This window comes from Paracandidimonas lactea (assembly GCF_021653995.1).
Classification (GTDB): Bacteria; Pseudomonadota; Gammaproteobacteria; order Burkholderiales; family Burkholderiaceae_B; genus Allopusillimonas; species Allopusillimonas lactea.
The window spans coordinates 196193-221805 of the sequence record NZ_JAJJOZ010000002.1 but is presented as its reverse complement, the minus strand read 5'-3'; the positions used below and the strand labels follow the sequence as shown (position 1 = coordinate 221805).

Sequence of the window (25613 nt, the reverse complement as noted above, 5' to 3'; positions counted from 1 at the left end):
TTAATCGGACATTAACGACGTGCGTCGGCGCTGCCCAGCACCTCAGCGGGGCAAGAGAAAGCAAATGAGAATTCTCATCATTGAAGATGATCCGCTTATCGGCGACGGCCTGACGAACGGCCTGCGTCTGCTCGGCTATGCCGTCGACTGCTTTGCCAGCGGCGAGGAGGGCGACAATGCCTTGCGCGTCGTGCACTACGATGCCGTAGTGCTCGACCTCGGGCTGCCCGGCGAAGATGGCGTTTCGCTCCTTACCCGCTGGCGCCACGCCAACAAAACCGTACCCGTCGTCATTCTGACGGCCCGCGACGCCGTTGAAAGCCGCATTGCAGGCCTGGACGCTGGCGCGGATGATTACCTTATCAAGCCGATTTCCCTCGACGAACTCGCCGCGCGTCTGCGTGCGGTGACGCGACGCGGCGCCGGAAAACCTGAACCCGTCTGGCGACACGGCGAGCTTGACTACCATCCGGCTACGCACGAAGTGCACTGGAAAGGCCGGCGGGTTGACCTGACGACTCGCGAAGCCTTGCTGATGGAACTGTTCCTCACGCATCCGCACCGCGTCCTAACGCGCGATTTCATCCGCGACAAGCTGTACGACTGGGACACAGAGCTCGAAAGCAACGCACTGGAAGTCTTCGTGCATCACCTGCGCAAGAAGATTCATCCCAAGATTGTGCGCACCGTGCGCGGATCGGGATACGCGCTTGGCCACGTGGACGCCGACTCATGACGCTTCAGCGCAGGCTCATCATCGCGGTGTTGGTGGCTGCGCCGCTGGCGTGGCTGCTCGCCATGGCGGGGACATACTGGCGGGCATCGCACGAGATCGACGAACTCTACGACACCGACATGCTCCGGCTCGCACAGCAGACGCTCGCAGTAGCTGCGCTGCTCCCCCCGTCAACCCCGCCCCGCCCGCCAGGGCCTGCCGCACACTTGCCTGCGGACTCGGGCGAAGCAGGCCTGGGCGACTTCTCCGTGGCCATCTGGCGCGGGCCCGATGCCCTCCTGCAGCCCAATCCCGGCGAGATCCAGCTTCCCCGCAACGCGCCAAGCACAGGTTTTCTCAACGAAACCGTCGATGGCGTACCCTGGCGGCTGTACTACCTGGGCGATGACTCCAGCCTGATTCGTGTGGCGGTTGGCCAGCGCATTGGCGAACGCCATGAGTTGATGATGGTATATATCGCCAGCCAGATCCTGCCCTGGCTTCTGGTATTACCGGTGTTGATCGCGTTGATGATCCTGGCTGTGCGGCAGGCACTCAAGCCCGTTCGCGACCTGTCCGCGCAGCTTGAGCACCGCAGCCCCGATGACGGGCGCCCGCTGCCCACCGAGAAAACGCCGGCCGAACTTAAGGTGCTGGTGGAGGCAATGAACGGCCTCCTGGCGCGCGTCGCAACACTCATCAACCAAGAACGACGCCTGACCGCGGATGCGGCCCATGAACTACGCACGCCACTGGCCGCCCTGCGCGCGCAGTGGGATGTCGCCCAAAGAACCCACGATCCAGATGCGCGCCGCCAGGCGCAGGCAAGCGTGACGCGCGGTATCGAGCGGCTGGACAGGCTGGTTTCTCAGCTACTGACCATGGCTCGGCTGGATAACGCCAATATGACGGGTTTCGGCAGCCCGGTCGACTGGCGGGCTGTGGCCGAGCAGGCCGTCAGCGATTGCCTATGGATCGCTGATCGCCGCGATGTCGACATCGCACTAGAGTGGCCGACCTCCGGCGAGATGCCGCTACCGATCACGGGCGATGCCGACGCCTTGGCCATCATGCTCAAGAATCTGCTGGATAACGCCATCCGATACGGCCCGAAACACGGTCGCGTCCGCCTGACGTTCTCGGCAACACGCATCTTTGTGGACGACGAAGGCACAGGCGTTGCGGCGGATGTACTACCCAGGCTCGGAGACCGCTTCCTGCGCGCCGCCGGCAATGAAGAGTCCGGCAGTGGCCTGGGCGTCTCTATTGCCCGCCGGATCGCTCAGAACCATGGCTTGATCGTGCAGTTCAGCATGCGCGAGGCAGCCAGCGATTTCGGGCCAGGATTGCGGGTGACGATATTGCGCGGGTAGCGGCCGCCCCACCACACACCAACCTTGGCTGATGTACGCTTCCACATCGTGCGCAGTCATCGATACCGAAGAGGATTACATATGGCGAATGTCCATCTATTCAAACCAACGCAGCTGCGAAGCGCAGTCAAGGAAGTCATGCGCGGGTTCGGCAGCGAGCCCGGCGAAATTGATCTCGTCAGCGATAATCTGGTTCGCGCCAACCTGATGGGCCATGACTCACATGGGGTCGGGATGCTGCCCAGGTATGTCGACGCCTACCGGGAAGGCAACCTGCAGCCCAATGCCCGTATCAAAACCTGCATCGATCACGGGACAATGATCGCGCTCGACGGGCAGGCCGGCTTCGGGCAAGCCATCGGCAGCGAAGCGATGAGGCTGGGCATCAGCCGCGCGAAGGAAATGGGCACCTGCATCATGGCGCTCGGCAACACACACCACCTCGGCCGCATCGGCGAATGGGCGGAAATGGCCGTTGCCGAAGGCTTGGTGTCCGTTCATTTCGTCAATGTGATCTCACGGCCGATTGTGGCGCCGTGGGGCGGCACCGACGCACGGCTGGGTACCAATCCGTTTGCGATCGGTATCCCGCGCACGGGCGCCGCACCCATTGTGCTCGACCTTGCCACCAGCATCATCGCCCAGGGTAAAACCCGCGTCGCCTACAACAAAGGGGTAGGGCTTGCGCCCGGCCAAATGCTGGACAACGAAGGCCGCCCAACGACCAACCCCGTCTATGGCGTAGTCCCCCCTTTGGGCGCCCTGCTCCCCTTCGGCGAGCACAAAGGCTTTGGCTTGTCGCTGGCCTGCGAGATTCTGGGCGGCGCGCTGGCGGCCGGCCTTGCGGCCACCGGGCCGGCCGATGGCAAGCGGCGCATCCTGAACGGTATGCTCACTGTGCTGATCGATCCGGACAAGATTGCGGATCCGGAAATCTTTGCGCAGCAAACCGAAGCCTGCCTGGCGTGGGTCACTGCCTCGCCGCCGCAAGCAGGTGTAGAACGGGTTCTCATCGCGGGCGAACCCGAACGCCAGTCATTGGCCCAGCGCAATGCCGACGGCATCCCCGTGGATGAAACCACCTGGGAGGAAATACTCAGCGCGGGTGAGAAGCTGGGGGTTTCCGCGGATGCGGTGAGGCATCATGTAAGGAGCAGCCACCCCAACTGACGCGGCGCTATGCACATCAGGCGGCGGGCGGCGCAGCCCCGCGCCGATGCCTCAGCGACAGCAGCATGCGATCGCGCAGTCACACCGCCTGCCTTGCGCCAGTCCGCAGGCAGGCAAGATCCGGGGATCAAGAAGCCGTGTCGAATTGCTTGGCGGCATGGGCTTGGCAAGCAATGACCCTCGCCCCGGCCATCGCATCGACGGCCTCCTGCGAATAACCCAACTCGCGCAGCACCTCGCGCGTGTGCTCACCAAGCATGGGCGGCGTGCGTTGAACCTTACGACTATCGCCGTTGAACGTTACCGGATAGGCCACGTGCTTGAGGGTGCCAAGCCGCGGGTGCTCGCTTTCAACGACAAGATTGCGCGCCCTGACCTGCTCATGGGCAAGCGCCTGATCCAGCGTATGCAGCGGCGCGACTGGCACGCCGGCGGCGCGCAAACGGCTTATCCACGCATCAGTCGTATCTTCCAGCAGCTTGGCCTGTACGATCTCGCATGTCGCATCGAAGTTCGCCACGCGCTGCGCATTTGTGCTGAAGCGCGCGTCTTCCACATACGCGCCAAGGCCGGCCTCGGCGCAGAATTTTCTCCACATCCGGTCATTTCCAACGCCCAGCATGAATTCACCGTCGCGAGTCTGGAAAACCTGATATGGGCAGAGCGAAGGATGCGCAGTGCCCATGCGCGATGGAACCCGATTGGAGAACCAATAGTTGCTTGCCATATACCCCATGTACCCCATAGCGGTATCCAGCAGAGACACTTCGACATAGCAGCCTTCACCGGTATTGCCACGGTTCATGAGCCCCGCAAGGATGCCCGATGTTGCGTGCATACCGGTTCCCAGGTCAACCGGCGAAAAGCTCACGCGGGCCGGCGCGCCATTGCGCTGCCCCATCGTACTGATCATCCCGCTGAACGCCTGCAGCATGACATCGTAGCCGGGCTCATTGCCCATCGGCCCTTCGCGCCCATAGCCTGATATCTCGCAATAGACGATACGCGGGTTCACCTGCTTGAGCGACTCGTAATCCACGCCCAGCTTGCGCGCAGTGCCCGATGCAAACCCCTGGATCACGACGTCGGATTCGCGCACAAGCTTCCTGACGATCTCCAGCCCTTCCGGCACCTTCATATCAACCGCGATGCCGCGCTTGTTCTGATTGACCGCCATGAATGCCGCGGCTTCGCCATCGCGCTGGGGCGTCCAGCTGCGGGTTTCATCGCCCGCGCCGGGTGGCTCGACCTTGATGACATCCGCCCCCAAGTCACCCAGGTACTGAGCGCACAAAGGGCCCGCAAGCACCTTGCTCAGGTCCAGAACGCGTATTCCTTTCAATGGATACATGACTTCCGCCTCTCGTCCGACGATTCTTGCCTTAATGCTGCTTGCCGGACACGCCTAAGCTTGTGTGGCGGGGTTGCGCTTGCGCAGCAGGTACTTCTGTGTGCCTTCCATGACCAGTACATCCTTTTGGTTATAGATGGTGGAGCGCATCACCAGCACACCCGTCGTACGGTTGGGAGCAAGCTCGACAACCTCCAGCGAGGGGTACAACGTATCGCCCACAAACACTGGCGCGAGAAACCTGCTGCTCTGCTCAATGAAGGCTTTCAGAGACTCTTCAACAGCGTGCGGGAAAAGCCCGGCACCCGCCGCGGACTGAATCAGCACCTGAAAACCATGCGCCAGCATATGCGGCATGCCGTGCGCGCGGCAGTACTCTACGTCGTAATGCACCGGGTGGTTATCGCCGCTGGCCATCTGAAAGGCCGCGAACAGCGCGTCGGTCATCGTCCGTGAGGGGATGTTGAAACGCTCGCCTATCCTGAAATCTTCAAAGTAGCGCTGCTCACATAACGAATGGGACTTCACGAGTATTTTTCCTTTCTCTGGTTGTTGTCGGGGCTTGCGCGTTGGCCAATCAGTTCGAACGCATATCGGATGCGCCGACCACCGTACTCCACTTCTTGATTTCCTCGGCAATAAACATATCCAATGCCTTCGGATCCGGCTTCTGTTCCAGCATCAGGCCCATTTGATCGGCCTTGGCCTTCAGGCCTTTGTCGTGCAGCGCTTGCTCCAGGCTTGCGCGCAGCGTGTTTATCACTTTCGCATCCGTACCGGCCCGAACCAGCATGGCATTCCAGGTATATGCTTCGTAACCCGGCAGCAATTCCGCGATGGCCGGCGTATCGGGTGTCTGCGGCAAGCGCTCTTGCATGCTGGTGGCAATCAGGCGAACGGTACCGGCGTTGGCCTGCGCCAACCCGGTCGGCGCACTGTCCATCATGAACTGCACATGCCCGCCGATCAAATCCGCCATGGCGGGTGCGCTTCCTTTGTAGGGAATATGGCGCACCTTGAATTTACCCATATGATTCAGCAGTGCGCCGCCGAGGTGGGGCGCGCTGCCTATGCCAGCCGAACCATAATCGGTTTTTTCGGCGTTCGCTTTAATGTACGCCATGAACTCTTTCAGATTCTGTACCGGCAGGTCTTTATTGACGACCAGCACGAGCGGCGCCTTCGCAGCCAGGCCCACTGACGAGAAGTCTTTCACGGGATCAAAGTTGAGCTTCTTATGCAGGCTTGGGCTCACGGCATGCGCCACGGTCGACATCAGCACCGTGTAGCCATCGTTCGGCGCCTGGGCGACATAATCCGTCCCGATAACCGTACCCGCACCCGCCTTGTTCTCGACGATGAATGTCCCGCCGATCTTTTGGCCCCATACATCGGCCAGTACACGCGCGAATGTGTCAGTCGGGCCGCCCGCCGCATACGGAACGACAAGCTTGATCGGCTTGTCGGGATAAGCCGCCGCCACCGGCAGTGCAAACGAAGCCAGCGCAATCGCCGGCAAGAATTTCTTGATGAAGCCTTTCATGTTCCCCTCGTATTGGTATGGTGTTGTCGAATCTATGCTGGTGCGCTGACCCGTAGACGTTCGCCACCAATATATCGATGCACTGCAAGCTCAGTCCAGTTGAAATATCCTGCTACCCGTTAGATAAATTCGAATACCATATGCCTTTACCCTGGTTTTCCCAGAGGAGGAACAGAAGGCTGACATGCGATACGAACTAACCGATATTCGCGTATTCATGGCGATCGCGGACGCCGGCAGCTTGACGACGGGCGCCGTATCGATGCATATGGCCGCCCCGTCCGCTAGTTATAGATTAAAAAATCTCGAACATTCCCTGGGTGTCTCGCTGTTCGAGAGAACAGCAAGAGGCATGTCGCTGACGTCAGCCGGTGAGGCCGTTTACCGCTACGGCGAAGCCATGCTTGCCCAGGCAGACGGGCTGCAAACAGAGATGGCAAAGTACCATTCCGACGTCACGGGGCATATAAAGATCTTCGCCAACAGCAGCACGCTGAACGCCCTACCCATCCCGCTGAGCCGCTTTCTGGCAAAGTTCCCAACCATCAACATCGAACTCGAAGAGCACTTGAGCGAAGTCAGCGTACGCGCCGTGCACGAGGGGATCGCCGATATCGGACTGGTCGCGAGCGTCACTCACTTGAGTCGCCTTGAAGCGTTCCAGTACGCGCAGGATGAACTCGTGTTGGTGACAGCGCTCGATCACCCCCTCGCGCACCGGAAACGTGTCTCAATCGATAAGGCCCTTGATTACGAAATGGTGTCCGTGGGCAAACAAAGCAGCAACTTCCTGTATCTTCAACAGGTTGCAGGAAACCTGAGCAAGCGGTTGAAGGTAAGGGTTCACATGCCCAGCTTCGAAGCCGCGTTGCGGTGCGTACAACAAGGGGCGGGGATCTGCATGGTCCCGCTTTCTCTCGCCCAGAGTTGGGCAGACCGCGGTCTGGTCGGCATTGTGCGGTTGGTCGAGCCCTGGGCAAAACGCAACCAGATGGTTGTGGTCAGATCCATGGCCGCGCTGCCCGAGCACGCGCGCGCGTTCGTCAGGACACTGATGGAGGAGCGGGCCGGCCAATAACGTTCGCCCAAGGGTTCACCTCGCGGAACCGCCCACTGCCAACGCCTCGGCACAACAGGTATCGGTGCGCGCTAGCGATATCCAACACCCATCACATAATCGCGCAACAGGCCTTCTTCGTGCTGCGCCTCCTTCAGCAGTTCCTGCAATGCATCATTGGCATACAGCACGCCCAGCGGCCGCGCATGCGCATCGGTGATCGGCATCTGCTTCAGGGTGTTGTCTTTCATCACATTCCATACCGCACGCAGGTCTTCCTCAGGCATGCAATGGATGACAGCACGCGTCATGATGTCTGCCACGCCCTCGGTGCAGCCGCATCCGGTGCAATGGCTGATCTGTCGGACAATATCCGCCTTGGTCAACACGCCAGACATGGTCCCCTCTCGGCTGCAGGCCACGACGAGGTGGATATCCGGCAGGCTGAGCAGCTTGGCCGCCTCGATGACAGGCGCCGCCGCATCGAGTGTTGCCAGCCTTCTACGCGCGATCGGCAAAATGGCACTTACCAGCATGATTGCTCCTGTTGGCGTCAGCCGGGCAAAACGCCCGATTGGGTGTTGGCCGGCGGCATGGTGGTTTTTGCTTGATTCGATCACCATAACACCCGCGACCTTTTTGGGCCGGCGGCCACCCTTATAGCGATGGGGGTACTGCACGGCTTCGCATGTCGTCCATTGCGCAGACTGGTTGGGCAGAGCAAAAATGAAGCGCTTCAAGAGGCGGTATGATGGCGACTGACGCGCCGCCTGTAACGAGCCACACCATGAACCCACCCAAGCCCAAGCAAAAGCCCCGCGAGCGCCGCCCCACCTTGGCCGATGTCGCCCGGTTGGCCGGCGTATCGCTGGGCAGCGCGTCGCATGCGCTGTCGATGCCGCAGCAGGTCAAGCCCGCCACCCGCGAAAAAGTCGAACGCGCCGTGATGCAGCTGGGCTATATCCGCGACGGCGCCGCACGCGCGCTGGCGTCCCGGCGCACGCATACCATTGCCGCGATCTACCCCACGCTGAACAACCCCATCTTCGCGCACTCGACGCAATCGATGCAGCAGACATTGTGGAGTTTGGGCTATCAGTTGCTCATCGCCAGCCACGAATACCAGACTGACGACGAGCCGGCCGTCATCCGCGCCACTGTGGAGCGCGGTGTAGATGGCCTGATTATTGTGGGTACAGACCATAGCGAAGAGGTGTACACACTGTTGCGCCAGCACAACCTGCCCTATGTGCTTACGTGGTCGACCGACGAATCGCACTACCCGCACTGCGTCGGCATCTCCAACTTCCAGGCCATGTACGACCTTACCCAGGTCGTGCTGGAACACGGGCACCGCCACATCGCCGTCTGCGGCGGATACTCCGCCCACAACGAGCGAGCGCGCGGCCGCCGCAATGGCGTCGTGGCCGCCATGGCGGAACACGGCCTGGCCATGCCCGACGCATGGATACTGGAAACACCGCTCACCTACCAAGCCGGCCGCGACGCCTTCCGCCAACTCTGGTCGCAAGCGCAGCGGCCCACTGCCATCCTGTTCGGCACCGACCTTCAAGCCATCGGCGCCTTGTATGAAGCCCGCCGCATGGGCGTGCACGTACCAAAAGAGGTATCGATACTGGGCTTCGACAGCATTGAGGAAGGCGAATTCATGCAGCCAGCCTTGTCGACCATACGCCTGCCCGCCCGCGAAATCGGCGAACAAGCCGCCCACCGCATGGTCGCCTTGATCGAAGGGCGCGAGCCAGCGCCCGCCCAGCCGCTGGCGCACCGGGTATTGCTGCGCGAGAGCTTGGGGCGGGTGAGGTAACGGGTATTGGTCGGCGCTGGCGGCGGGCCTGGCGAAACATCACCCTCTACCGCGCAGCCCGAATATGCCGCGCGGCCCCGCCGTGATATCTCATCTCATACACGCGAGGCCAACAACGCCTCGATTTCAACAGCGATTTCCAGCAATTTCTGATCGTTGTTCGGCGCGCCCATCAGTTGATAACCGATGGGCAGCCCGTCCACAGGCAATGGCAAGGATATCGCGCACAACCCGAGATAATTGGCTGGCTGCGTATTCTGTGTCATGCCCAAGGCCAGACGCATACCTTTTTCAGGCTCCTCAAGCTCGGTGAGCAACGGCGGAAAATCCGTAGCCGTGGGGCTAACCCAGGCGTCGAATCCGACAAACCGATCAACTACGGCTTCCCTGCTTCTGGTTCTCCTGTCTTCCAGCGCAAGAAACTCATATGCCTTCGCCTCGAGCCCCGACTCCACGCGTTTTGCAATCACCGGATCCATCAAATGCTTCTGTGCAAGAAAGTTCTCTTTGCCCAGCACCGATAGCAACGATGCCGGCATCGAAACGGGAAAATATCCCGCACGTTCCGGCGCTTCGGGTACAACCACGTCCTCCAGCATGCAACCCTTGTCTTGCAGTTGCTGATTGGCGTTCTGGAACGCATCACTGATTTGCGGGTTAACATTCTCGCCAAAATGATTCTTGGGCACCCCGAGGCACAGGCGATTCAGCCGGACTCCTAACGGGCGAGGCTGGTAAGCGCATCCGCGCAGAATCGAGGTAACAGTATTGAACGCCAATAGCGCATCCTTTGCCGACCGTGTCAGCAGCCCGATCGTATCGACCCGGGGATCCAGCGGGAATGCACCGTCCACAGGCCAAAAACCAGCGGTTGTTTTCAAGCCGAACACACCGTTGAACGCTGCAGGGACCCGTACGGAACCGCCTGAATCCGACCCTATGGCAAGTGCGCACAACCCTGCGGCCATAGCGACTGCAGACCCAGAACTCGAACCGCCTGGCGCGCGATGATTTTCCAGATCAGATGCGTTCCATGGCGTGCCCCGCGGTGACGAGTGGCCGGTGATGCCCAGGCATAGCTCCACCGCTTTGGTCTGCCCCAGAAACACACAGCCCGCTCTGCGAAGGGCTTGAATAAACGTCGCTTCTTTAGATCCGAGGATATCGGGAAGCTTCATATTGGAGCCGACTTTAGGCGCCGGCATCCCTGCAATACGAAACACATCTTTAATGGCGATGGGAACGCCCATCAACGGCCCCAGGTCAGTGCCTGACCGGATCAATATATCCATCGCCCTGGCGGTGGACAGCGCACTATCGTGTGCAACCGATTCAAACGCGCCCAGCTTTGCGTCCAGTTTCTGGATACGCTCAAGATAGGTTTTGGTGACTGCTTCCGAGCTCACCTTCCCCGCACGGAAGTCTGCTGCAAAGCCCTCCAAACCACGCTCGCTGAATGGATCCAACGGCAAATCGTTCATTACTTCCGTCTCCGTAATTAAATTAAACAGAATGACTAGGGATTTATAGACCTAGGTATGCTTTCCGAATCATGGGGTGGCCTTGCAACATTTCAGACGGCCCTTCCAGAACGAGCTTCCCATTTTCGAGAACATACGTGCGATGGCTGAACTGAAGCACCTGCTTGATATTCTGCTCCACCAATAGAACAGGAAAACCCAGATCTGCGATCTGGCGAATGGCGTGCATGACCTGCTTTACATATAAAGGAGAGAGGCCAAGGCTTGGTTCGTCCATGATCAGCAAGTCTGGCTCAAGCATCAAGGCACGCCCAATGGCGACCATCTGCTGCTGCCCGCCCGACAGCGCCCCCGCTTCAGTATTGGCGAACTTCTGGATATCCGGGAACAACGAAAACACCTTGTCGAGGTTTCTTTTTCTGTTCTCCCGCAATCGAGGGAGGTAGCCGCCAAGCAGGATATTGTCCCTGACCGAAAGATTGGGAAATAGCTGGCGGCCCATTGGCACGTGCGCGAGGCCTCTTTCCGCCATCTGGTGGGGCTCAAGCCTGGAGATCTCTTCACCCTTGAACAATATGCGCCCTTTCCAGGGCCGGATCATCCCGGAAACAGCGCGCAACATGGTAGATTTACCACTGCCGTTACCGCCCACCAAACCGACAAGCTCGTTCTTCCGGACCTCCAGAGAAACACCGAAGACGACCTGCAGGGTACCGTATCCGAGATCAACACCTTCGATCTTCAATACCACTTCATTATCATTGTTCATATGAGTCAGTCCGTCCCCAGATAAGCCTCGACAACTCTTTCATCGTTAATAACATCAGTGGCTGTCCCTTCCGCGATCTTGTTGCCACTTGCGAGGACAATGACATGGTCAGCAAGTTGAATGATTGCCTCCATGATGTGCTCGACCATTACGATTGAGATACCCGTCCCCGTGAGCGTGCGGAGAAACTGAATCATCTCCTTCAGCGCCGGCGGGTTTAGCCCTGCCATGATTTCGTCCAGAAACAAGACCCGGGGTTCGAGGGCTAACGCTTTGGCCAGCTCCAGTCGCCGTAATCTCGCCAAATTCAGGTCGGACGACAACTGATTCGCCCTGTCCAGCAAACCAACCTTTTCCAGTGAAGACAATGCCACCCGTTCTGCGTCTTGGCGCTTGGGGTTCTTCAAAAAAGCAGCCACCAGAACGTTTTCCAGAACAGTCAGGTCTTCATAGGGCCGCTCCGTTTGAAAAGTCCTCCCCATACCGTTTCTGGTTCGTACGTACGCCGGTAGTCGCGTGACATCTTGATCAAGAAACGTGATCGTGCCCGAGCTGATAGGCGCGAACCCAGTTATGGCGTTAAACAATGTCGACTTTCCAGCACCATTAGGGCCAATCAAACCGAGTATGCGCCCTTGATCCAGCGAAAGAGATACATTATTCACGGCGACCAACCCGCCATACTGAACTTTTATACTGTCAGCCTTAAGCACGGTTGGCATACTTTCTCCTGATTAGCTTATGTGCATACTCCCCGACAATGCCGCGTGGCAGCGCAAGGATAACTACCAATATCAGCACTCCATAAACCAGCATATTCGCTTGCGCAAACACAGTTCTGAAAACTTCACCAGATATCACCAGTATGGCGGCCCCTACCGCCGGCCCCCAGATGGTTCCGCGCCCACCAATAATCACTGTCAATGCAATTTGAATAGAAAACAGTAGATTGAATATGATATGAGGCTCTATGAACGAGAGAAATATCCCATAGACCCCACCGCCCAACGCCGTCAACATCCCCGACAAAACAAAGGCTTTCAGCTTCACTGCGCTGGGATTTATCCCAGCCGCCATGGCGGCCTCTTCATTATCTCTCACTGCTTTTAACTGATAGCCAAATCTTCGCGTTGATATAAATATCGTGATGGCTATCGTGATCGCTGCATAAATCAAAGCCAGGTAATACTGGGTAGTCTTGTCAAACAAATCAATCCCATACGGTTCGGGTAAGGTATCGATAAAAACACCCGACGCACCGCCAGTGAGCCATCCTTCATTGATGGCAGCAAGCCTGAGGATTTCTGCAATCGCTATTGTGGACAGACTAAAATAAGGGCCGCGCAAACCGAATGTCAGTTTCCCCCATATGTAGGCCATAACCGCCGAGGCAGCTAGGGCGATCAAGATCGACCACCAAGGCGCCAAACCAAATTGCGAAGCCCCGATCGCGACGATGTATGCCCCCAATCCTACGAAACTGGCGTGGCCGAGGCTAAGCTGACCTGCCCAACCGCCCAACAGATTCCAGGAAGCAGCCCAACCCGTGAAAAGCAGCACCGAAATCCCAACGGTAATGTACGCTGACGATGTGATCGGATATAGGGCGGCAAGGACAACCAGCCCAGCAAGAAACAGTATATTTTTGTTCATACTCTCTTCACCGATTTACCAAACAGGCCTTCCGGCTTGATCAACAGCACGATAATAAATACCAAAAGCCCATATGCATCTCGGTAAGCGGAATCCAGGTAGGATGCGCCTATAACCTCAACAACGCCCAGAAGCAGGCCTCCAATAATTGCCGCCCCAATATTCCCCAGACCTCCCAGTACGGTTACGACAAAGGCCTTCAGGGTGAATAATGCTCCGGTCGTGACAGGTGATGCGAACAGCAGCGGGATCAGAGAAACCCCTGCGGTAACAGCCAACGACATTCCAAGTCCGAAAACGATGGCCTGAATTCTTTTAGTATCAATCCCAACGAGCTCTGCACCTAGACGATTTTCAGCCGTCGCTTTGATGGCTCTCCCCACTTCCGTTCTGTTCAATAGAAGGTACAGTGCCAGAATAACGGCAAGCGTGGCCAAACCAGCGAACAGAAGCACGACGGAGACCCTGACTTCACCCACTGACAGTGTGCTGGATGCATAAGCGACATTCACCGACTTAGGCTCGCCACCAAAGACGAGCAACAAGAAATTTCCGATCACCAAGGAAATCCCCAGTGTTGCCAGCATCATCGTTTCGGGTTTTGCATCGATTACCCGTGCCAATACAACTCTTTGTATAAGCGCGCCAACCAGGAATCCAAGAGGAATTGCAAAAACCAAGCTGAGATACGGATCCCAACCGAATACTCCGTTAAACACCACGGCAAAGTACATGCCAAGCACCACAAAATCGCCGTGGGCAAAATTAATGGTTCGCATGACACCGAAAACCAATGTGAGCCCCACGCCGATCAACGCGTAGACAGCCCCGATCAGAAGCCCGTTCGAGAGATTCTGAAAAAAAGAAACATAATCGATCATGAAAGTCCTTTGGCTGTTCTGAATGAGCCGGACAAATGAGTGCGACGAAAAGCCAGCCAGTAGATCTGATGCCGCATGCCAGCGCAAGCCAGCATGCGGAGCTTAGTTTTTATTTTTACTGGCTGGAAAACCTTGCCTTTTGAGATGCAAGGTTTTCAGGATAAACGGTGACGTGCTTGCCATCCTGGATCTGAATGATCACGCTCTTGATGGGATTTTGTCCCTTGAAGCCGTCATAGTTTTCGAACTTGACATCGGTGACCGGGGTCTTCAGGTTGGTGCTTGCGAGCGCGTCTCGAACCTTCTGGCGATCTTCGGATTTTGCCCTACGCAGTGCATCCGCGGCGACGGTTAAAGCCAGGTATCCTTCAGCCTCATAGAAAGACGGCTCCTCTTTCGCCTTTTCTTTCAAACGCTTATACAACGCAGGTGTGCCTTCGTACTTGACGTCGGGGCTCCAGCTTACCGCGGAAACGATATTCTCCGATTGCTTGCCGACTTGCTCGATAAAGCTGATCATTGACGAGGCCGTATCGATCGCCACTACTTTTGCATCAAGGCCTACTTCCTTGATCTGTCGGGCGATGGCAATGCCATCATCGGCGTAAGAACTCGTCAGCAAAATATCGGGGCTCTCGGCGCGAAACTTGTTCAGGATGGGCCTGAAATCCGTGGTCCCTTGATCGTATGCTTGCTTGCCAACTACTTTGTAGCCACGTTTCTCTGCCTGGCGGATACCCTCTTCGCTGACGGATGTAGGCCATGCGCCGTTACCATACATAACGGCAATCTTCTTCAGATCGGGATTGTTTTTACGCAGGTTATCGAAATAATCAAAATAAACGTTCGCAACGATCGTAGAGTTGTGCTTGGCACGAAACACCCAATCCGAGCCAGGCTTTGTGATTGAATCATCGGCACTACCCAGCACAATCAACGGGATTTTCTGACGTGTAGACAGCTTCGATACCGGGCCAGTAATGCCGGATGCATACGAGCCAATGATCAGCGGCACATTTTGCTTATTCAGCGATTCTACTGCCGCCAATGCGCTTTGTGCTTCGGATCGATCATCCTGCACGATTAATTCAAGCTTCTTTCCATTGATACCACCGTTTGCGTTGATTTCCTCCAACGCTACCTGCATGCCTGTATTGTATCGCTGGCCAAACGCAGCAAAATTGCCTGAAAGGCTATTAATGACACCTATTTTTACCTGCGCAGCCGCTGGCATGGAAAATGCCGTTGCACATATTGCAACCAATACACCTGCTTTCAGAAACTTCTTTTGAATACTCACTTTTGTCCCCATTATCTATAAAAAACAATCTTTGGCATGATGCCATTGAGTTGGCTGATTATTTATTTCCCTAGCCCCCTTCAAAAACTGGTTAATTATTCATGTAATGGATAGCTTTTGCGCTTGTAGTATATCTATAATTTCGTTCCATTCGTCGGTCATAATAAGGAACTAATTCCGTATGACGGAACAAAATTCGGTATTCTCCCCATCCAACGTCGTCGCGCTGGCCCGTGGGCTGGAGATCCTCAGATGCTTTTCGGCACGCGAACCCAGTCTGTCAAACAGTGAGCTGGCGATGCACACCGGGTTGCCAAAGTCAACAGTCTCTCGCCTGACGAAAACGCTGGTGGAGTTAGGCTACCTGAGACATGACGCCAAGAACAGGCAGTACTTCGTAGGACCGTCAGTTTTGGCCTTGGGGTACTCGGCATTGGCAAACCTGCGCGTGGCTGATATCGCTCGACCCCATATGCAGGCGCTTGCGGATGCGACCGGCGCCCTTATTTCGCTTGCCACGCGAGATCGCCTTTCGATGCTTTATCTCGAAGCCTGCTCGAGCGACACCACGATGACATTAAAGATGCGGCGTGGCGTGCGGATGCCCATCGTCACCACCTCGATAGGCAGGGCATTTCTTGCAGCCTTGCCTGATAAAGAGCGCGAATATCTACTTTCGGCGCTACGGCAGAAGAGCGACCCGGAGGCCGATGCGCGGGACCAGGCAGCGTTAAAACGAGAATTCCTGCGATTCGAAACGGAAGGCCATTGCCTTTCCCTTGGCGAATGGAATTCGGACGTCAATGCAGCGGCAACACCCATCTACTGGAAAGGCGGAACTGACCTGATCGTTATATCGATCAGCGGGCCGTCATTCATCATTACCCAACGTTTTCTACAAGACGAACTGGTCCCACGCCTCATGGATCTTGCAACGCATATCACCCGACAGTTGAGCTAGGCGGTTGTTTCATTGCGGCGGATCGGCCCAACGCCTTAGCCAAACACAAGGCGCGTCATATTCAGCCGCTCCGGCCTGGCCAGGTTCTTGATCTGTCTTTCGGGGTAAAAATCGCCGAGGATCTGCCGCACCAATGAATATGAGCGCTGATCATGGCCCGCCTCTACGGGCGTTTGGGCAGTATAGACCCGACGCGTGTGTATGTTCGCTCATGCGCCGCAATTCGAGTGCAAGAAGCACGGAATAGCCTTCATTCATGTGATAGCAGCGCTCTTGAAACGACAGCGCACGGGTAATGCGCAGGGCGACGCTTTTTCTGGATATTTACTGCGCCGCACTTTTCTTGCTGAGCGTAAAACTGCTGACAGCCACGCCAAGGTCAAATCCTTTGCCTTTCCCCGTTAGTACGAGCGACACCTTTCCTTTTGACAAGGCTTGCGCTGATCCGGCCTTCTTCGCACCAATATTGGCGCTAACGCCGTAATAGCTACCCAGCGTGTCATCAATCGTTGCGACATGGGTGAACTTTCCGTGCCTTTGTTCGATTTTCCATTTCCCCGCCGTGAGCCCGATTCCCCCTAACGGTTTAGAATGTTTGTACTATGCGCCGACTGGGCCGTCAGAGCTGGAATTGGGGTTGGACATAACCTTGCAGCGACAGAACTAAACTGCTCGCACGCAGTCTTCGCGCTACTATGAACACTTCGACATTTACATCCTCTCTGGAGCGCGTTTCCATGAAATTATGGCTGGCTTCTGCTGCGTTGATGGCCGCATCATCCTTCTCGTATGCGTCGGGCACCGCCATCACCGTATACCAAGACCCTAACTGCGGCTGTTGTCACGGCTGGGTCGAGCATATGCGTGACGCTGGTTTTAACGTCACCGCAATCAAGACTGCGGACATGGCTTCGGTGAAGCAGAAACTCGGCGTGCCATCGCAGCTTGGTTCGTGCCATACCGGTGTGGTTCAGGCTACCGGCCAAATCATAGAAGGGCATGTACCGGCCAGTGTTGTCAACAAGCTGCTGGCCGACTCATCGGTGAAAGGGGTGGCGGCGCCTGGCATGCCCCTGAATGCACCAGGCATGGGCCAACTAGACGGTAATCTGGTTACGGTCGACTTCACAGGCAAGCCATTTTCCAGGGACTAAGCCTGCCCCGAGAGGCGCAGATGAAACGCGGCGCCTCAACTACTTTTACTGTTCGTTTTCAGCAACTGCCAGTGGCGCTTTCCTGCGCTGCTTCAGCCGATACTCTTCAAGGAACTTGGCGATGCGGCCAATGGCTTCGCGCAAATCAGGCCCGTGCGGCAAAAACACGATGCGGAAGTGATCGGGACGGTGCCAATTGAACCCTGTGCCCTGCACCAGCATTACGCGCGTCGCTTCAAGCAGTTGCAGAAAGAACTGGCGGTCGTCTTCGATAGGATAGACATCAGGGTCGAGCCGGGGAAACATATAGAGCGCGGCCTGGGGCTTGACGCAGGTGACGCCCGGAATGGCGGTGATCAAGTCGTAGGCCAAATCACGCTGCTCCCGCAGGCGGCCACCCTCGCGCACGAGGTCGTTGATGCTTTGGTAGCCACCCAGCGCGGTCTGGATCGCCCACTGCCCAGGCACATTCGCGCACAACTTCATGTTGGCCAGCATGTTCAGGCCTTCGATATAGTCGCGGGCGACGCGCTTGTCGCCTGAGACCACCATCCAGCCCGCCCGGTAGCCGCAGGCACGGTAGCTCTTGGACAGCGAGTTGAAGGTAAGCGTGAGCACATCGGTGGACAGGCTGGCCATTGCCGTGTGCTGAACGCCGTCGTACAGCACTTTGTCGTAGACCTCATCCGCCAGAATGACCAGCCCGTGCTCACGTGCAATCGCGATGATTTCTTGAAGCACATGATCGGGATAGAGCACGCCGGTGGGGTTGTTGGGGTTGATGACCACGATGCCTTTCGTGCGCGGCGTGATCTTCGCGCGGATATCGTCCAGGTCAGGGATCCAGCCGTTGGCTTCGTCGCAAAGGTAGTGCACGGGCGTGCCGCCCGACAAGCTTGCAACCGCCGTCCACAGGGGGTAGTCGGGCGCCGGCAGCAGCAGCTCATCGCCGTCGTCGAGCAGTGCGTTGGTCGCCATCGCGATCAAATCCGATGCACCATTGCCCAAATAGATGTCTTCGAGCGTAACGCCCTGGATGCCCTGCGCCTGTGTGTAATGCATGACTGCCTTGCGTGCCGCAAAGATGCCCTTGCTGTCCGAATAGCCTGCCGAGTTGGGCAGATTGCGGATCATGTCCTGCTGGATCTCTTCCGGCGCATCGAAACCGAACACGGCAAGGTTGCCGATGTTCAGCTTGATAAGCTGCTGGCCCTCATCTTCCATCTGTTTGGCGCGATCCATGATGGGACCCCGGATGTCATAGAGAACGTGAGCCAGCTTGCCCGACTTGTTTATGGCTTTCATGAATGGTGTGCGGTGGAATAAGGCGACATACGATAGCGTAAGTTAGGACGAAGGCACACGGCAAGAGCTCTTCCTGTAACTCCCGATGAGCAGCCTCATGCCGCCCTCTAGCGCTAGCGGTTAAGAAAACAAATATTAGCCGAAACGAAAACGGCGTGTGGCCTCGCATATTACATGTGGAGCGCGCCCCACCGTATTGGCGAAATACCAGATCGAGCAGGTGCGGGGGGAAACACAATGATAAACGCCAGTATCAGACGCAAAGTCATTATGCCCAGATTTACTTTTGTATTTGCCACCATACGGCGCCCACTTCGCCGCCCACGGCCCGGCACCATACAAACGCTAATTGACGCGGCAAACCCTACGGGTTACACACAAAAACGCCTCACTCCAGTTTGCATCGGATTGCTCGAATAACTCGTAGAAGAATTGTTGCGCAACACAACGCAACATCAACCGCAGCGCTCCAGGAGACAGTATGAAGACCTCAGTAAAGCAGTTCGCCTTTATGTTGTGTTTTTCGCTGGCGGCCTTACAGCCCTCGATGGCAGAGAACATCTCCATTGCGACCGGCGGCACCGGCGGCGTCTACTATCCGATCGGCGGTGGCATTGCCTCGGTATTGTCCAAGAAAGTCCCCGGCATGCAAGCCACAGCCGAAGTCACCGGCGGCTCGGTCGATAATCTCAAGCTGATCGACGGCGACACCTCGTACATCGGGCTGGCCATGGCCGATGCGAGCCAGGACGCCTACAAAGGAGAAAACAAATTCAAAGGTCATAAAGTGCCGCTGCGCACACTGATGATCCTGTATCCCAACCGCATGCATGTGGTCACGGTCGACGGGCGCGATATCAATACCATGGCAGACCTGAAAGGCAAGCATATCTCTACCGGTTCGCCAGGCAGTGCGACCGAAGTGATGGCCTTTCGCGTGCTGGAGGCCGCAGGCCTGGACAAAGACAAGGACGTCAAACGTGAACGGCTCAGCGTGGCCGAGTCGGTCAATGGCGTAAAAGATAACAAGATCGATGCCTTCTTCTGGGTGGGCGGCCTGCCCACAGCCGCCGTCACCGACCTGGCCAACACACCGGGAACCAAGATCAAAATGCTGGACCACGCCGACCTGGTTCCTGCCATGAACAAGAAATACGGAAATCTTTATGTCGCCGACACCATACCCAAATCCACTTATCGTGGCATGGACGCTGACAACAAGCAGGCCACGGTCATGAACATACTGGTCGCCAGCGAGAAAATGAGCGACCAGACCGCCTACAACATCGTTAAAACAATCTTCGAAAGCCGCGACGACTTGATTGCCGTTCACAAGGATACGGCAGAGTTCAAGCTCGAAAACCAGAAGACATCCGCAACGCCCGTTCCATTCCATCCTGGCGCCATCAAGTATTTCACCGAACGCGGCGTCAAACTCGACTAAACGCCCTGCCCACGGCCCCAACCCGCGCACGGTTGGGGTTTTCTTTTGGCTGATTTAACGAGGCCCCCAAGCATGAGCGAACGGATCGAATCGGATGCGGACACCATAATCAGCGAAGAAGCCTTGCACAAGGCGGAACAGTACATCGAAGAGGAAGAAGGCGCGGCGAACCGCATCGGCGGATGGCTGGGTGTATCCCTTTCGGCCGCCGCCGTCATCATGTCGCTGTTTCATATGTATGCGGCCTACGCCATCGTGCCCACCCAGACGCTGCGCCCGGTGCATGTTGGCTTCGTGCTGTTCTTGTCTTTTTTATTGTTCCCCGTCAGCAAGCGCTTCCGCCACCGCATCATGTGGTGGGACTGGCTGGTGGCGCTCATGGCCATTGCCATCGTCGTGTACCTGATCGCAGGTGGCGATGAGTTTACCGATCGCAATACGCTGCCCAATGCCTGGGACATCTTTTTCGGCACAGCGCTGATCCTGCTTGTGCTTGAAGCCATGCGCCGCACGATAGGCTGGATACTTCCCGCCATATCGATCTGCTTCCTCTTGTATGCATTCCTGGGGGCCTATCTGCCACAACCCTGGACCCACAAGGGCTACGACATCGGGCGCGTCGTCGGCTTCATGTACATGACGCTCGAGGGCATTTACGGCGTGGCCGTCGACGTCTCCTCATCGCTGATCATTCTGTTCACGCTCTTCGGCGCTTTTCTGCAGTTTTCGGGCGCGGGCAAGTTCTATATCGATTTTTCGTTTTCTGCCATGGGCGGCAAGCCCGCAGGCGCCGGGCGCACTGTCGTGCTGGCCTCTTTCCTGCTGGGCGGCCCATCTGGCTCGGGCGTCGCCACCACAGTTACCCTGGGCACCGTGGCCTGGCCCATGCTGGCCAAGGTCGGCTACGAACGCAACGCGGCGGGCGGACTGCTGGCGGCCGGCGGGTTGGGCGCCATCATTTCGCCCCCCGTCATGGGAGCCGCTGCCTTCATCATCGCCGAGTTCCTGAAGATCTCGTATCTTGATGTGCTGCTCATGGCGGTCATCCCGACCCTGCTGTTCTACCTTGCACTCTTTCTGATGGTGCAAATCGATGTCGGCAAGTACGGCATGGGCACCATTGTCTTCAAGAAAGCCGATACCGTCTGGAACCTGACTCGGCGCTACTGGTTTCATTTCCTGTCGCTTATCTCCATCGTCGGCTTCATGATGTGGGGCTTTTCGCCGGTGATGTCGGTGTTCTGGGCCACCATCGTTTCAGGCGTGACCAGTTTTCTGCGATCGGATACCGCCATGATTTCGTATGACTTCTTCCGAGGCAAGGGAAGCATGTCAGAAACCTTCTTCCAATCGCCGCTAATCCAGGCGCTGCGAGCGGGATCGGTCGGCATGTTGAGCGTGGGCGCCACCTGCGCCGGTGCAGGCATCATCGTGGGCGTTGTAACACTGACCGGGCTGGGTCTGAAATTCAGCGGCATCGTCATCGACTACGCCGGCGGCTCGCTGCTATTGACAGCCATCTATACCGCGTTGGTGGTTTGGATCATCGGCTTGGCCGTGCCGGTCACCGCGTCGTACATCATTTGCGCTGTTATCACCGCTCCCGCGCTCATCAAACTGGGCGTGCCGGATTTTGCGGCCCACATGTTCATTTTTTATTACGCCGTGCTGTCGGAGGTGTCGCCCCCCACCGCCTTATCGCCCTTTGCAGCCTCAGCCATCACCGGCGGCGATCCCTACAAGACCACCATGCAATGCTGGAAATACACCATCCCCGCCTTCCTGGTGCCCTTCATCTTTGTGCTCGACCCCAGCGGACAAAGCCTGTTGCTGATGGGGTCCACCAAGGCACTGGCGGCAGCGAACTGGCTGGAAATCCTGCAGGTAACTGCAACAGCGGCAGTTGGCATCTTCGCGCTGGCGGTGGGGTTTCAGGGCTGGCTGCTGCAGCGCAGCACCAAGCTGGAGCGTCTGCTGATGATCGTGGCTGGATTTGCGCTGGTCTATCCGGGGTCTATCGCGAATGCGACGGGTTTTGCGCTGATCCTGATTGGCTTGGTATTGCATTGGCGGCGGCGCTCGGCTGCAGCGCCTGCGTAAGCTATGCACCTCCTCACTCCACCGTCACACTCTTCGCCAGATTCCGCGGCTTGTCCACATCCGTACCTCGCGCGCATGCCGTGTGATAGGCCAGCAACTGCAACGGAATCGTGTGCAGGATCGGCGACAGCTTGCCGTAGTGCTCCGGCATGCGGATCACGTGCATGCCTTCGCTGCTGTTGATGCGCGTGTCGGCGTCGGCGAAGACGTAGAGCTCGCCGCCGCGGGCGCGCACTTCCTGCATGTTGGACTTGAGCTTTTCCAGCAGCTCGTCGCGCGGGGCGATGGTAACGACGGGCATGGCTTCGGTTACCAGGGCCAGCGGGCCGTGCTTGAGTTCGCCGGCCGGGTAGGCTTCGGCGTGGATGTAGCTGATTTCCTTGAGCTTGAGCGCACCCTCGAGGGCAATGGGGTAGTGCATGCCGCGCCCCAGGAAGAGGGCGTTTTCTTTGCTGGCGAAGCGATCGGCCCAGGCCATGATCTGGGGTTCCAGGGCCAGCACGGCGCTGATGGCGACGGGCAGGTGGCGCAGGGCCTTGAGCATATCGGCTTCGCGTTCGTCATCCAATTGGCCTTTGACTTGGGCCAGGGCCATGGTGAGCAGAAACAGGCCGGTCAGCTGTGTGGTGAATGCCTTGGTTGAGGCCACGCCAATCTCAACGCCGGCGCGGGTAATGTAATTAAGCTTGCACTCGCGCACCATAGCGCTGGTGGCGACGTTACAGATGGTGAGGGTGTGCTGCATACCCAGACCGCGCGCGTGCTTCAACGCCGCCAAGGTGTCAGCGGTTTCGCCCGACTGCGAGATGGTGACGACCAAAGTGCGCGGGTTGGGCACGCTGTCGCGGTAGCGGTATTCGCTGGCGATTTCGACGTTGACAGGCAGCTTGGCGATGGATTCTATCCAATAGCGAGCGGTGAGGCCGGCGTAATAGCTCGTGCCGCAGGCGAGGATAAGTACGTTGTCGATTTCCTGGAATACTTTGTAGGCAGCGTCGCCAAACAACTCGGGCGTGACACTTTCGATGTTTTGCAGTGTGTCGCCAACAGCGCGCGGTTGCTCGAAAATTTCTTTCTGCATGTAGTGCCGGTAGGGGCCGAGCTCGGCCGCACCGGTGTGTGCCTGCACAGTATGCACGGTGCGTTCCACGCGGCGGCCGTCGTGGTCGGTGATCCACACGCGCGCCAGCTGCAGGTCGACGATGTCGCCGTCTTCCAGGTAGATGATCTGGTCGGTGGTGCCGGCCAGGGCCAGGGCGTCGGAAGCCAGGAAGTTTTCGCTTTCGCCCAAGCCCACGACCAGGGGCGAGCCCTGGCGTGCGCCGACGACGCGGTGCGGCTCGTCACGGCAGAAGACAGCAATGGCGTAGGCGCCGGCCAGGCGGCGCACCGCCTGGCGCACCGCTTCGTACAGGTCGCCGCTGTACAGGTGGTCCACCAGGTGGGCGATGACTTCGGTGTCTGTCTGGCTGGTGAACTCGTAGCCGGCGGCCTGCAGCTCTTCGCGCAGTTCGTCGTGGTTTTCGATGATGCCGTTGTGCACCAGCGCGATGCGCGCCTCAGCCTTGCCGTGGCCCGAGAAGTGCGGGTGGGCATTATGCGTGGCGGGTGCGCCGTGGGTGGCCCAGCGGGTATGGGCGATGCCGGTGTAGCCCTGGATGTGATCCTTGGCGACCTGTTCTTGCAACTCGGCAACACGCTCGGTGCTGCGCGCGCGGCTAAGCTTGCCATCTGCATGTACGGCCACGCCGCAGGAGTCATAACCGCGGTATTCGAGGCGCTTGAGGCCTTCGAGCAGGATGGGGGTGATGTCGCGTTGCGCAACGGCGCCAACAATGCCACACATGGAGACAGCTCCGTAAGTAATGAAGGACGGGGCTATTGTGCGGGCAATCATAAGAAATTTGATTTCTTATTTTGCATTAATCTGATATTTTATTTCTGTATCATATAACTACGCAATTTTATTTCATAATAAAGATTGCTTTTAATTATTATGTCAAACAAAGACAATTTCACGATTCTGGATGATCTGGATCGACGCATTCTGGAACAAATGCAAACCGACAGTGGCCTGACGAACCAGGAGCTGGCGCAACGGGTGCACGCCTCGGCGCCCACCTGCCTGCGGCGGGTGCGGCGGCTGGTAGAAGAAGGCGTTATCGAAAAGCAGGTAGTCCTGGTAAACCCGGCACGGATAGGCAGCAGCCTAACGGCCATCATTGAAATCACACTGGATGTGCAGACGGCAGAAGCCTACGACGCCTTCGAGGTTGCGATTGCCCCCGTGCGCGAGGTGCTGCAGTGCTACCGTGTATCACCGGGGCCCGACTTTATCGTGATCGCCCAGGTGGCGGATATGCCCGCCTACCATACGCTCGCGCATGAGGTGTTTACGTCGCAAGCCAATGTGCGTAATGTGCGAAGCTTTTTCTCAATCAACCGCGTGAAGTTCGAGACGCGCGCCATTATCCCCGTATAAGCCGCGCATACAGGTCAAGATACTTGGCCGCCATGGCCGCCGGGTCGTGTTCGCGTCGCACGTAGTCGCGCGCTCGCGCGATGATGTCGGCGCGCAGGCGATCATCATCCAGCACCTGGTTGATTGCCGCCGCCAGGCCAGCGTCATCGCCCACCTCGCACAGCAGCCCGCGCCCGCCATCCAAGGTTTCAGCCAAGCCGCCGGTACGGGTGGCCACCACAGGCACGCCGTATAAAAATGCATCGAGCACACTGGTGCCCAGCGCCTCGTGGCGTGAACACAGCACGAATACATCCATGAGTGGGTATAGATCTTCGGCCTGGGGCTGAAAGCCAGCAAAAATATAGCTGCCTTGCAGACCAAGCTCGTGATGCAAGGCACGCGCCTGCGCCTCGGCATCGCCACCCGCCCCCAGGTGCAGGAATACGAAATCGTCGCGTTGCTGGCGCAGGCGGTGCACAGCGCGCAGCAAGGTGCAGGGGTCTTTTTCGCGGGTGAGTGCAGCGGCGGTGGCCAGCACGCGCCGCCCCTCCAGCGGCAAGGACGCAGCGAAGGCGCGTGCGCGGGCCGGGTCCAACTGACGCACCGGCACGGCACTGGGTATCACGTGTACGTCAAGGCCCAGGCGCCGTGGCTCGGCGGCGGCTGCTTCGCTGATAGCCACCACCGCATCCACGCGCCGCCACTTCCAGGCGGTGCGCGCCTCGCGCCCGGATTTAACGGGAAAAGCGGTGCGGCGCGTAAACACGCATGTGCCCAGCCAGGGCCTGAGCAGGGCTAGCCAGCTCACCATATTGGCGGTTTGTGCATGCAGAATCTGGTACTGCCGCCCGTGGCGCAACAAATACCAGGCCACGCCCGCGACACCCGCAAAGGCATGCACGGTAAAGCCCGCCGCACGAGCCTGGGTGGCCAGCTCGGCCCCTTCGCGGGCGAGCAGCGCCACCTCGTGGCCCGCAGCCTGCATTTCGTGCAGGCACAGCAATGTCTGCCGCTCGCCGCCGCGCCAGCCACGCTCGAAGTTCAGGTGCAGAATCTTCATGACC

The 25613-nt window shown here is 57.9% G+C and carries 24 protein-coding genes; 11 read left to right on the top strand and 13 right to left on the bottom strand.

The genetic code is table 11. The features are described 5' to 3' along the window. Nucleotides 1–64: 64 nt before the first annotated feature. The 3 genes from LOL23_RS04960 (at nucleotide 65) to LOL23_RS04950 (ending at nucleotide 3258) form a co-directional block, all read left to right on the top strand. Nucleotides 65–736: a response regulator gene (locus tag LOL23_RS04960; protein WP_160978538.1), complete on the top strand. Its 672-nt coding sequence runs from the start codon at nucleotides 65–67 to the stop codon at nucleotides 734–736. Further along, on the top strand, nucleotides 733–2088 hold the full coding sequence (locus LOL23_RS04955) for an ATP-binding protein (protein WP_237173236.1): 1356 nt from the start codon (nucleotides 733–735) through the stop codon (nucleotides 2086–2088). Before LOL23_RS04960 ends, LOL23_RS04955 begins: the two co-directional genes overlap by 4 nt. A gap of 81 nt (nucleotides 2089–2169) precedes the next feature. Further along, nucleotides 2170–3258: a malate/lactate/ureidoglycolate dehydrogenase gene (locus tag LOL23_RS04950; RefSeq protein WP_160978542.1), complete on the top strand. Its 1089-nt coding sequence runs from the start codon at nucleotides 2170–2172 to the stop codon at nucleotides 3256–3258. Nucleotides 3259–3385: 127 nt separating this feature from the next. Here LOL23_RS04950 and LOL23_RS04945 read toward each other — a convergent pair whose 3' ends face one another. The 3 genes from LOL23_RS04945 to LOL23_RS04935 are packed head-to-tail and all read right to left on the bottom strand — an operon-like array spanning nucleotide 3386 to nucleotide 6152. After that, a complete protein-coding gene (locus LOL23_RS04945; protein ID WP_237173235.1) occupies nucleotides 3386–4609 on the bottom strand; it encodes a CaiB/BaiF CoA transferase family protein in 1224 nt (407 codons plus the stop codon). Between the two features lie 54 nt (nucleotides 4610–4663). Further along, on the bottom strand, nucleotides 4664–5137 hold the full coding sequence (locus LOL23_RS04940; protein ID WP_160978546.1) for a MaoC family dehydratase: 474 nt from the start codon (nucleotides 5135–5137) through the stop codon (nucleotides 4664–4666). Nucleotides 5138–5186: 49 nt separating this feature from the next. Further along, nucleotides 5187–6152 carry a Bug family tripartite tricarboxylate transporter substrate binding protein gene (locus LOL23_RS04935; protein WP_160978548.1) on the bottom strand — a complete coding sequence of 322 codons (966 nt, stop codon included), beginning with the start codon at nucleotides 6150–6152 and terminating at the stop codon, nucleotides 5187–5189. Nucleotides 6153–6336: 184 nt separating this feature from the next. Here LOL23_RS04935 and LOL23_RS04930 point away from each other — a divergent pair, with 184 nt between their 5' ends. After that, a complete protein-coding gene (locus LOL23_RS04930; RefSeq protein WP_237173234.1) occupies nucleotides 6337–7230 on the top strand; it encodes a LysR substrate-binding domain-containing protein in 894 nt (297 codons plus the stop codon). A gap of 71 nt (nucleotides 7231–7301) precedes the next feature. On the opposite strand, the gene LOL23_RS04925 is transcribed toward LOL23_RS04930, so the two are convergent. Continuing rightward, nucleotides 7302–7949, bottom strand: a complete 648-nt coding sequence (locus LOL23_RS04925; protein ID WP_237173233.1) for a CBS domain-containing protein — start codon at nucleotides 7947–7949, stop codon at nucleotides 7302–7304. A 47-nt stretch (nucleotides 7950–7996) separates the two neighbouring features. Here LOL23_RS04925 and LOL23_RS04920 point away from each other — a divergent pair, with 47 nt between their 5' ends. Then, a complete protein-coding gene (locus tag LOL23_RS04920; protein ID WP_160978552.1) occupies nucleotides 7997–9037 on the top strand; it encodes a LacI family DNA-binding transcriptional regulator in 1041 nt (346 codons plus the stop codon). 95 nt (nucleotides 9038–9132) lie between these two features. On the opposite strand, the gene LOL23_RS04915 is transcribed toward LOL23_RS04920, so the two are convergent. From LOL23_RS04915 to LOL23_RS04890, 6 genes are all read right to left on the bottom strand, one after another. Further along, the gene (locus LOL23_RS04915) at nucleotides 9133–10518 is read right to left on the bottom strand and encodes an amidase (RefSeq protein WP_160978554.1); all 1386 of its coding nucleotides are present in this window, start codon (nucleotides 10516–10518) and stop codon (nucleotides 9133–9135) included. A gap of 43 nt (nucleotides 10519–10561) precedes the next feature. After that, entirely contained in the window at nucleotides 10562–11287 is a 726-nt protein-coding gene (locus LOL23_RS04910) for an ABC transporter ATP-binding protein (RefSeq protein ID WP_160978556.1), read from the bottom strand. Nucleotides 11288–11292: 5 nt separating this feature from the next. Then, complete coding sequence (locus LOL23_RS04905; protein WP_160978558.1) at nucleotides 11293–12009, bottom strand: ABC transporter ATP-binding protein; 717 nt, start codon at nucleotides 12007–12009, stop codon at nucleotides 11293–11295. Further along, nucleotides 11993–12940, bottom strand: coding sequence for a branched-chain amino acid ABC transporter permease (locus LOL23_RS04900; protein ID WP_160978560.1), 948 nt, complete (start codon nucleotides 12938–12940; stop codon nucleotides 11993–11995). Before LOL23_RS04900 ends, LOL23_RS04905 begins: the two co-directional genes overlap by 17 nt. Beyond that, entirely contained in the window at nucleotides 12937–13821 is an 885-nt protein-coding gene (locus LOL23_RS04895; RefSeq protein ID WP_160978562.1) for a branched-chain amino acid ABC transporter permease, read from the bottom strand. Before LOL23_RS04895 ends, LOL23_RS04900 begins: the two co-directional genes overlap by 4 nt. Nucleotides 13822–13936: 115 nt before the next feature. Continuing rightward, nucleotides 13937–15121 carry an ABC transporter substrate-binding protein gene (locus LOL23_RS04890; RefSeq protein WP_202411665.1) on the bottom strand — a complete coding sequence of 395 codons (1185 nt, stop codon included), beginning with the start codon at nucleotides 15119–15121 and terminating at the stop codon, nucleotides 13937–13939. A 181-nt stretch (nucleotides 15122–15302) separates the two neighbouring features. Between LOL23_RS04890 and LOL23_RS04885 the strand changes: the two genes are divergently transcribed. From LOL23_RS04885 to LOL23_RS04875, 3 genes are all read left to right on the top strand, one after another. Further along, nucleotides 15303–16082, top strand: coding sequence for an IclR family transcriptional regulator (locus LOL23_RS04885; RefSeq protein ID WP_160978566.1), 780 nt, complete (start codon nucleotides 15303–15305; stop codon nucleotides 16080–16082). 201 nt (nucleotides 16083–16283) lie between these two features. Then, nucleotides 16284–16487, top strand: a complete 204-nt coding sequence (locus tag LOL23_RS04880; protein ID WP_160978568.1) for a hypothetical protein — start codon at nucleotides 16284–16286, stop codon at nucleotides 16485–16487. 332 nt (nucleotides 16488–16819) lie between these two features. Then, a complete protein-coding gene (locus LOL23_RS04875; protein WP_160978570.1) occupies nucleotides 16820–17236 on the top strand; it encodes a DUF411 domain-containing protein in 417 nt (138 codons plus the stop codon). A 45-nt stretch (nucleotides 17237–17281) separates the two neighbouring features. Here LOL23_RS04875 and LOL23_RS04870 read toward each other — a convergent pair whose 3' ends face one another. Beyond that, nucleotides 17282–18541, bottom strand: a complete 1260-nt coding sequence (locus LOL23_RS04870) for a pyridoxal phosphate-dependent aminotransferase (protein WP_160978572.1) — start codon at nucleotides 18539–18541, stop codon at nucleotides 17282–17284. 481 nt (nucleotides 18542–19022) lie between these two features. Here LOL23_RS04870 and LOL23_RS04865 point away from each other — a divergent pair, with 481 nt between their 5' ends. Next, entirely contained in the window at nucleotides 19023–19985 is a 963-nt protein-coding gene (locus tag LOL23_RS04865; protein ID WP_160978574.1) for a TAXI family TRAP transporter solute-binding subunit, read from the top strand. 72 nt (nucleotides 19986–20057) lie between these two features. After that, on the top strand, nucleotides 20058–22085 hold the full coding sequence (locus LOL23_RS04860) for a TRAP transporter permease (RefSeq protein ID WP_160978576.1): 2028 nt from the start codon (nucleotides 20058–20060) through the stop codon (nucleotides 22083–22085). A gap of 13 nt (nucleotides 22086–22098) precedes the next feature. On the opposite strand, the gene glmS is transcribed toward LOL23_RS04860, so the two are convergent. Then, nucleotides 22099–23931 carry a glutamine--fructose-6-phosphate transaminase (isomerizing) gene (glmS, locus tag LOL23_RS04855; RefSeq protein WP_160978578.1) on the bottom strand — a complete coding sequence of 611 codons (1833 nt, stop codon included), beginning with the start codon at nucleotides 23929–23931 and terminating at the stop codon, nucleotides 22099–22101. A gap of 150 nt (nucleotides 23932–24081) precedes the next feature. Between glmS and LOL23_RS04850 the strand changes: the two genes are divergently transcribed. Next, a complete protein-coding gene (locus LOL23_RS04850; protein ID WP_237173232.1) occupies nucleotides 24082–24567 on the top strand; it encodes an Lrp/AsnC family transcriptional regulator in 486 nt (161 codons plus the stop codon). On the opposite strand, the gene LOL23_RS04845 is transcribed toward LOL23_RS04850, so the two are convergent. After that, a complete protein-coding gene (locus LOL23_RS04845) occupies nucleotides 24554–25609 on the bottom strand; it encodes a glycosyltransferase family 4 protein (protein WP_160978582.1) in 1056 nt (351 codons plus the stop codon). The two genes, LOL23_RS04850 and LOL23_RS04845, sit on opposite strands and share 14 nt — an antisense overlap. Between the last annotated feature and the right edge of the window lie 4 nt (nucleotides 25610–25613).

Excerpts from the sequence above, each read along its gene's own strand:
- LOL23_RS04960 (WP_160978538.1), top strand. The coding sequence starts at position 65 with ATGAGAATTCTCATCATTGAAGATGATCCGCTTATCGGCGACGGCCTG.
- LOL23_RS04955 (WP_237173236.1), top strand. The coding sequence starts at position 733 with ATGACGCTTCAGCGCAGGCTCATCATCGCGGTGTTGGTGGCTGCGCCG.
- LOL23_RS04950 (WP_160978542.1), top strand. The coding sequence starts at position 2,170 with ATGGCGAATGTCCATCTATTCAAACCAACGCAGCTGCGAAGCGCAGTC.
- LOL23_RS04945 (WP_237173235.1), bottom strand. The coding sequence starts at position 4,609 with ATGTATCCATTGAAAGGAATACGCGTTCTGGACCTGAGCAAGGTGCTT.
- LOL23_RS04935 (WP_160978548.1), bottom strand. The coding sequence starts at position 6,152 with ATGAAAGGCTTCATCAAGAAATTCTTGCCGGCGATTGCGCTGGCTTCG.
- LOL23_RS04930 (WP_237173234.1), top strand. The coding sequence starts at position 6,337 with ATGCGATACGAACTAACCGATATTCGCGTATTCATGGCGATCGCGGAC.
- LOL23_RS04920 (WP_160978552.1), top strand. The coding sequence starts at position 7,997 with ATGAACCCACCCAAGCCCAAGCAAAAGCCCCGCGAGCGCCGCCCCACC.
- LOL23_RS04915 (WP_160978554.1), bottom strand. The coding sequence starts at position 10,518 with ATGAACGATTTGCCGTTGGATCCATTCAGCGAGCGTGGTTTGGAGGGC.
- LOL23_RS04910 (WP_160978556.1), bottom strand. The coding sequence starts at position 11,287 with ATGAACAATGATAATGAAGTGGTATTGAAGATCGAAGGTGTTGATCTC.
- LOL23_RS04905 (WP_160978558.1), bottom strand. The coding sequence starts at position 12,009 with ATGCCAACCGTGCTTAAGGCTGACAGTATAAAAGTTCAGTATGGCGGG.
- LOL23_RS04900 (WP_160978560.1), bottom strand. The coding sequence starts at position 12,940 with ATGAACAAAAATATACTGTTTCTTGCTGGGCTGGTTGTCCTTGCCGCC.
- LOL23_RS04895 (WP_160978562.1), bottom strand. The coding sequence starts at position 13,821 with ATGATCGATTATGTTTCTTTTTTTCAGAATCTCTCGAACGGGCTTCTG.
- LOL23_RS04885 (WP_160978566.1), top strand. The coding sequence starts at position 15,303 with ATGACGGAACAAAATTCGGTATTCTCCCCATCCAACGTCGTCGCGCTG.
- LOL23_RS04880 (WP_160978568.1), top strand. The coding sequence starts at position 16,284 with ATGTTCGCTCATGCGCCGCAATTCGAGTGCAAGAAGCACGGAATAGCC.
- LOL23_RS04875 (WP_160978570.1), top strand. The coding sequence starts at position 16,820 with ATGAAATTATGGCTGGCTTCTGCTGCGTTGATGGCCGCATCATCCTTC.
- LOL23_RS04870 (WP_160978572.1), bottom strand. The coding sequence starts at position 18,541 with ATGAAAGCCATAAACAAGTCGGGCAAGCTGGCTCACGTTCTCTATGAC.
- LOL23_RS04865 (WP_160978574.1), top strand. The coding sequence starts at position 19,023 with ATGAAGACCTCAGTAAAGCAGTTCGCCTTTATGTTGTGTTTTTCGCTG.
- LOL23_RS04860 (WP_160978576.1), top strand. The coding sequence starts at position 20,058 with ATGAGCGAACGGATCGAATCGGATGCGGACACCATAATCAGCGAAGAA.
- glmS (WP_160978578.1), bottom strand. The coding sequence starts at position 23,931 with ATGTGTGGCATTGTTGGCGCCGTTGCGCAACGCGACATCACCCCCATC.
- LOL23_RS04850 (WP_237173232.1), top strand. The coding sequence starts at position 24,082 with ATGTCAAACAAAGACAATTTCACGATTCTGGATGATCTGGATCGACGC.
- LOL23_RS04845 (WP_160978582.1), bottom strand. The coding sequence starts at position 25,609 with ATGAAGATTCTGCACCTGAACTTCGAGCGTGGCTGGCGCGGCGGCGAG.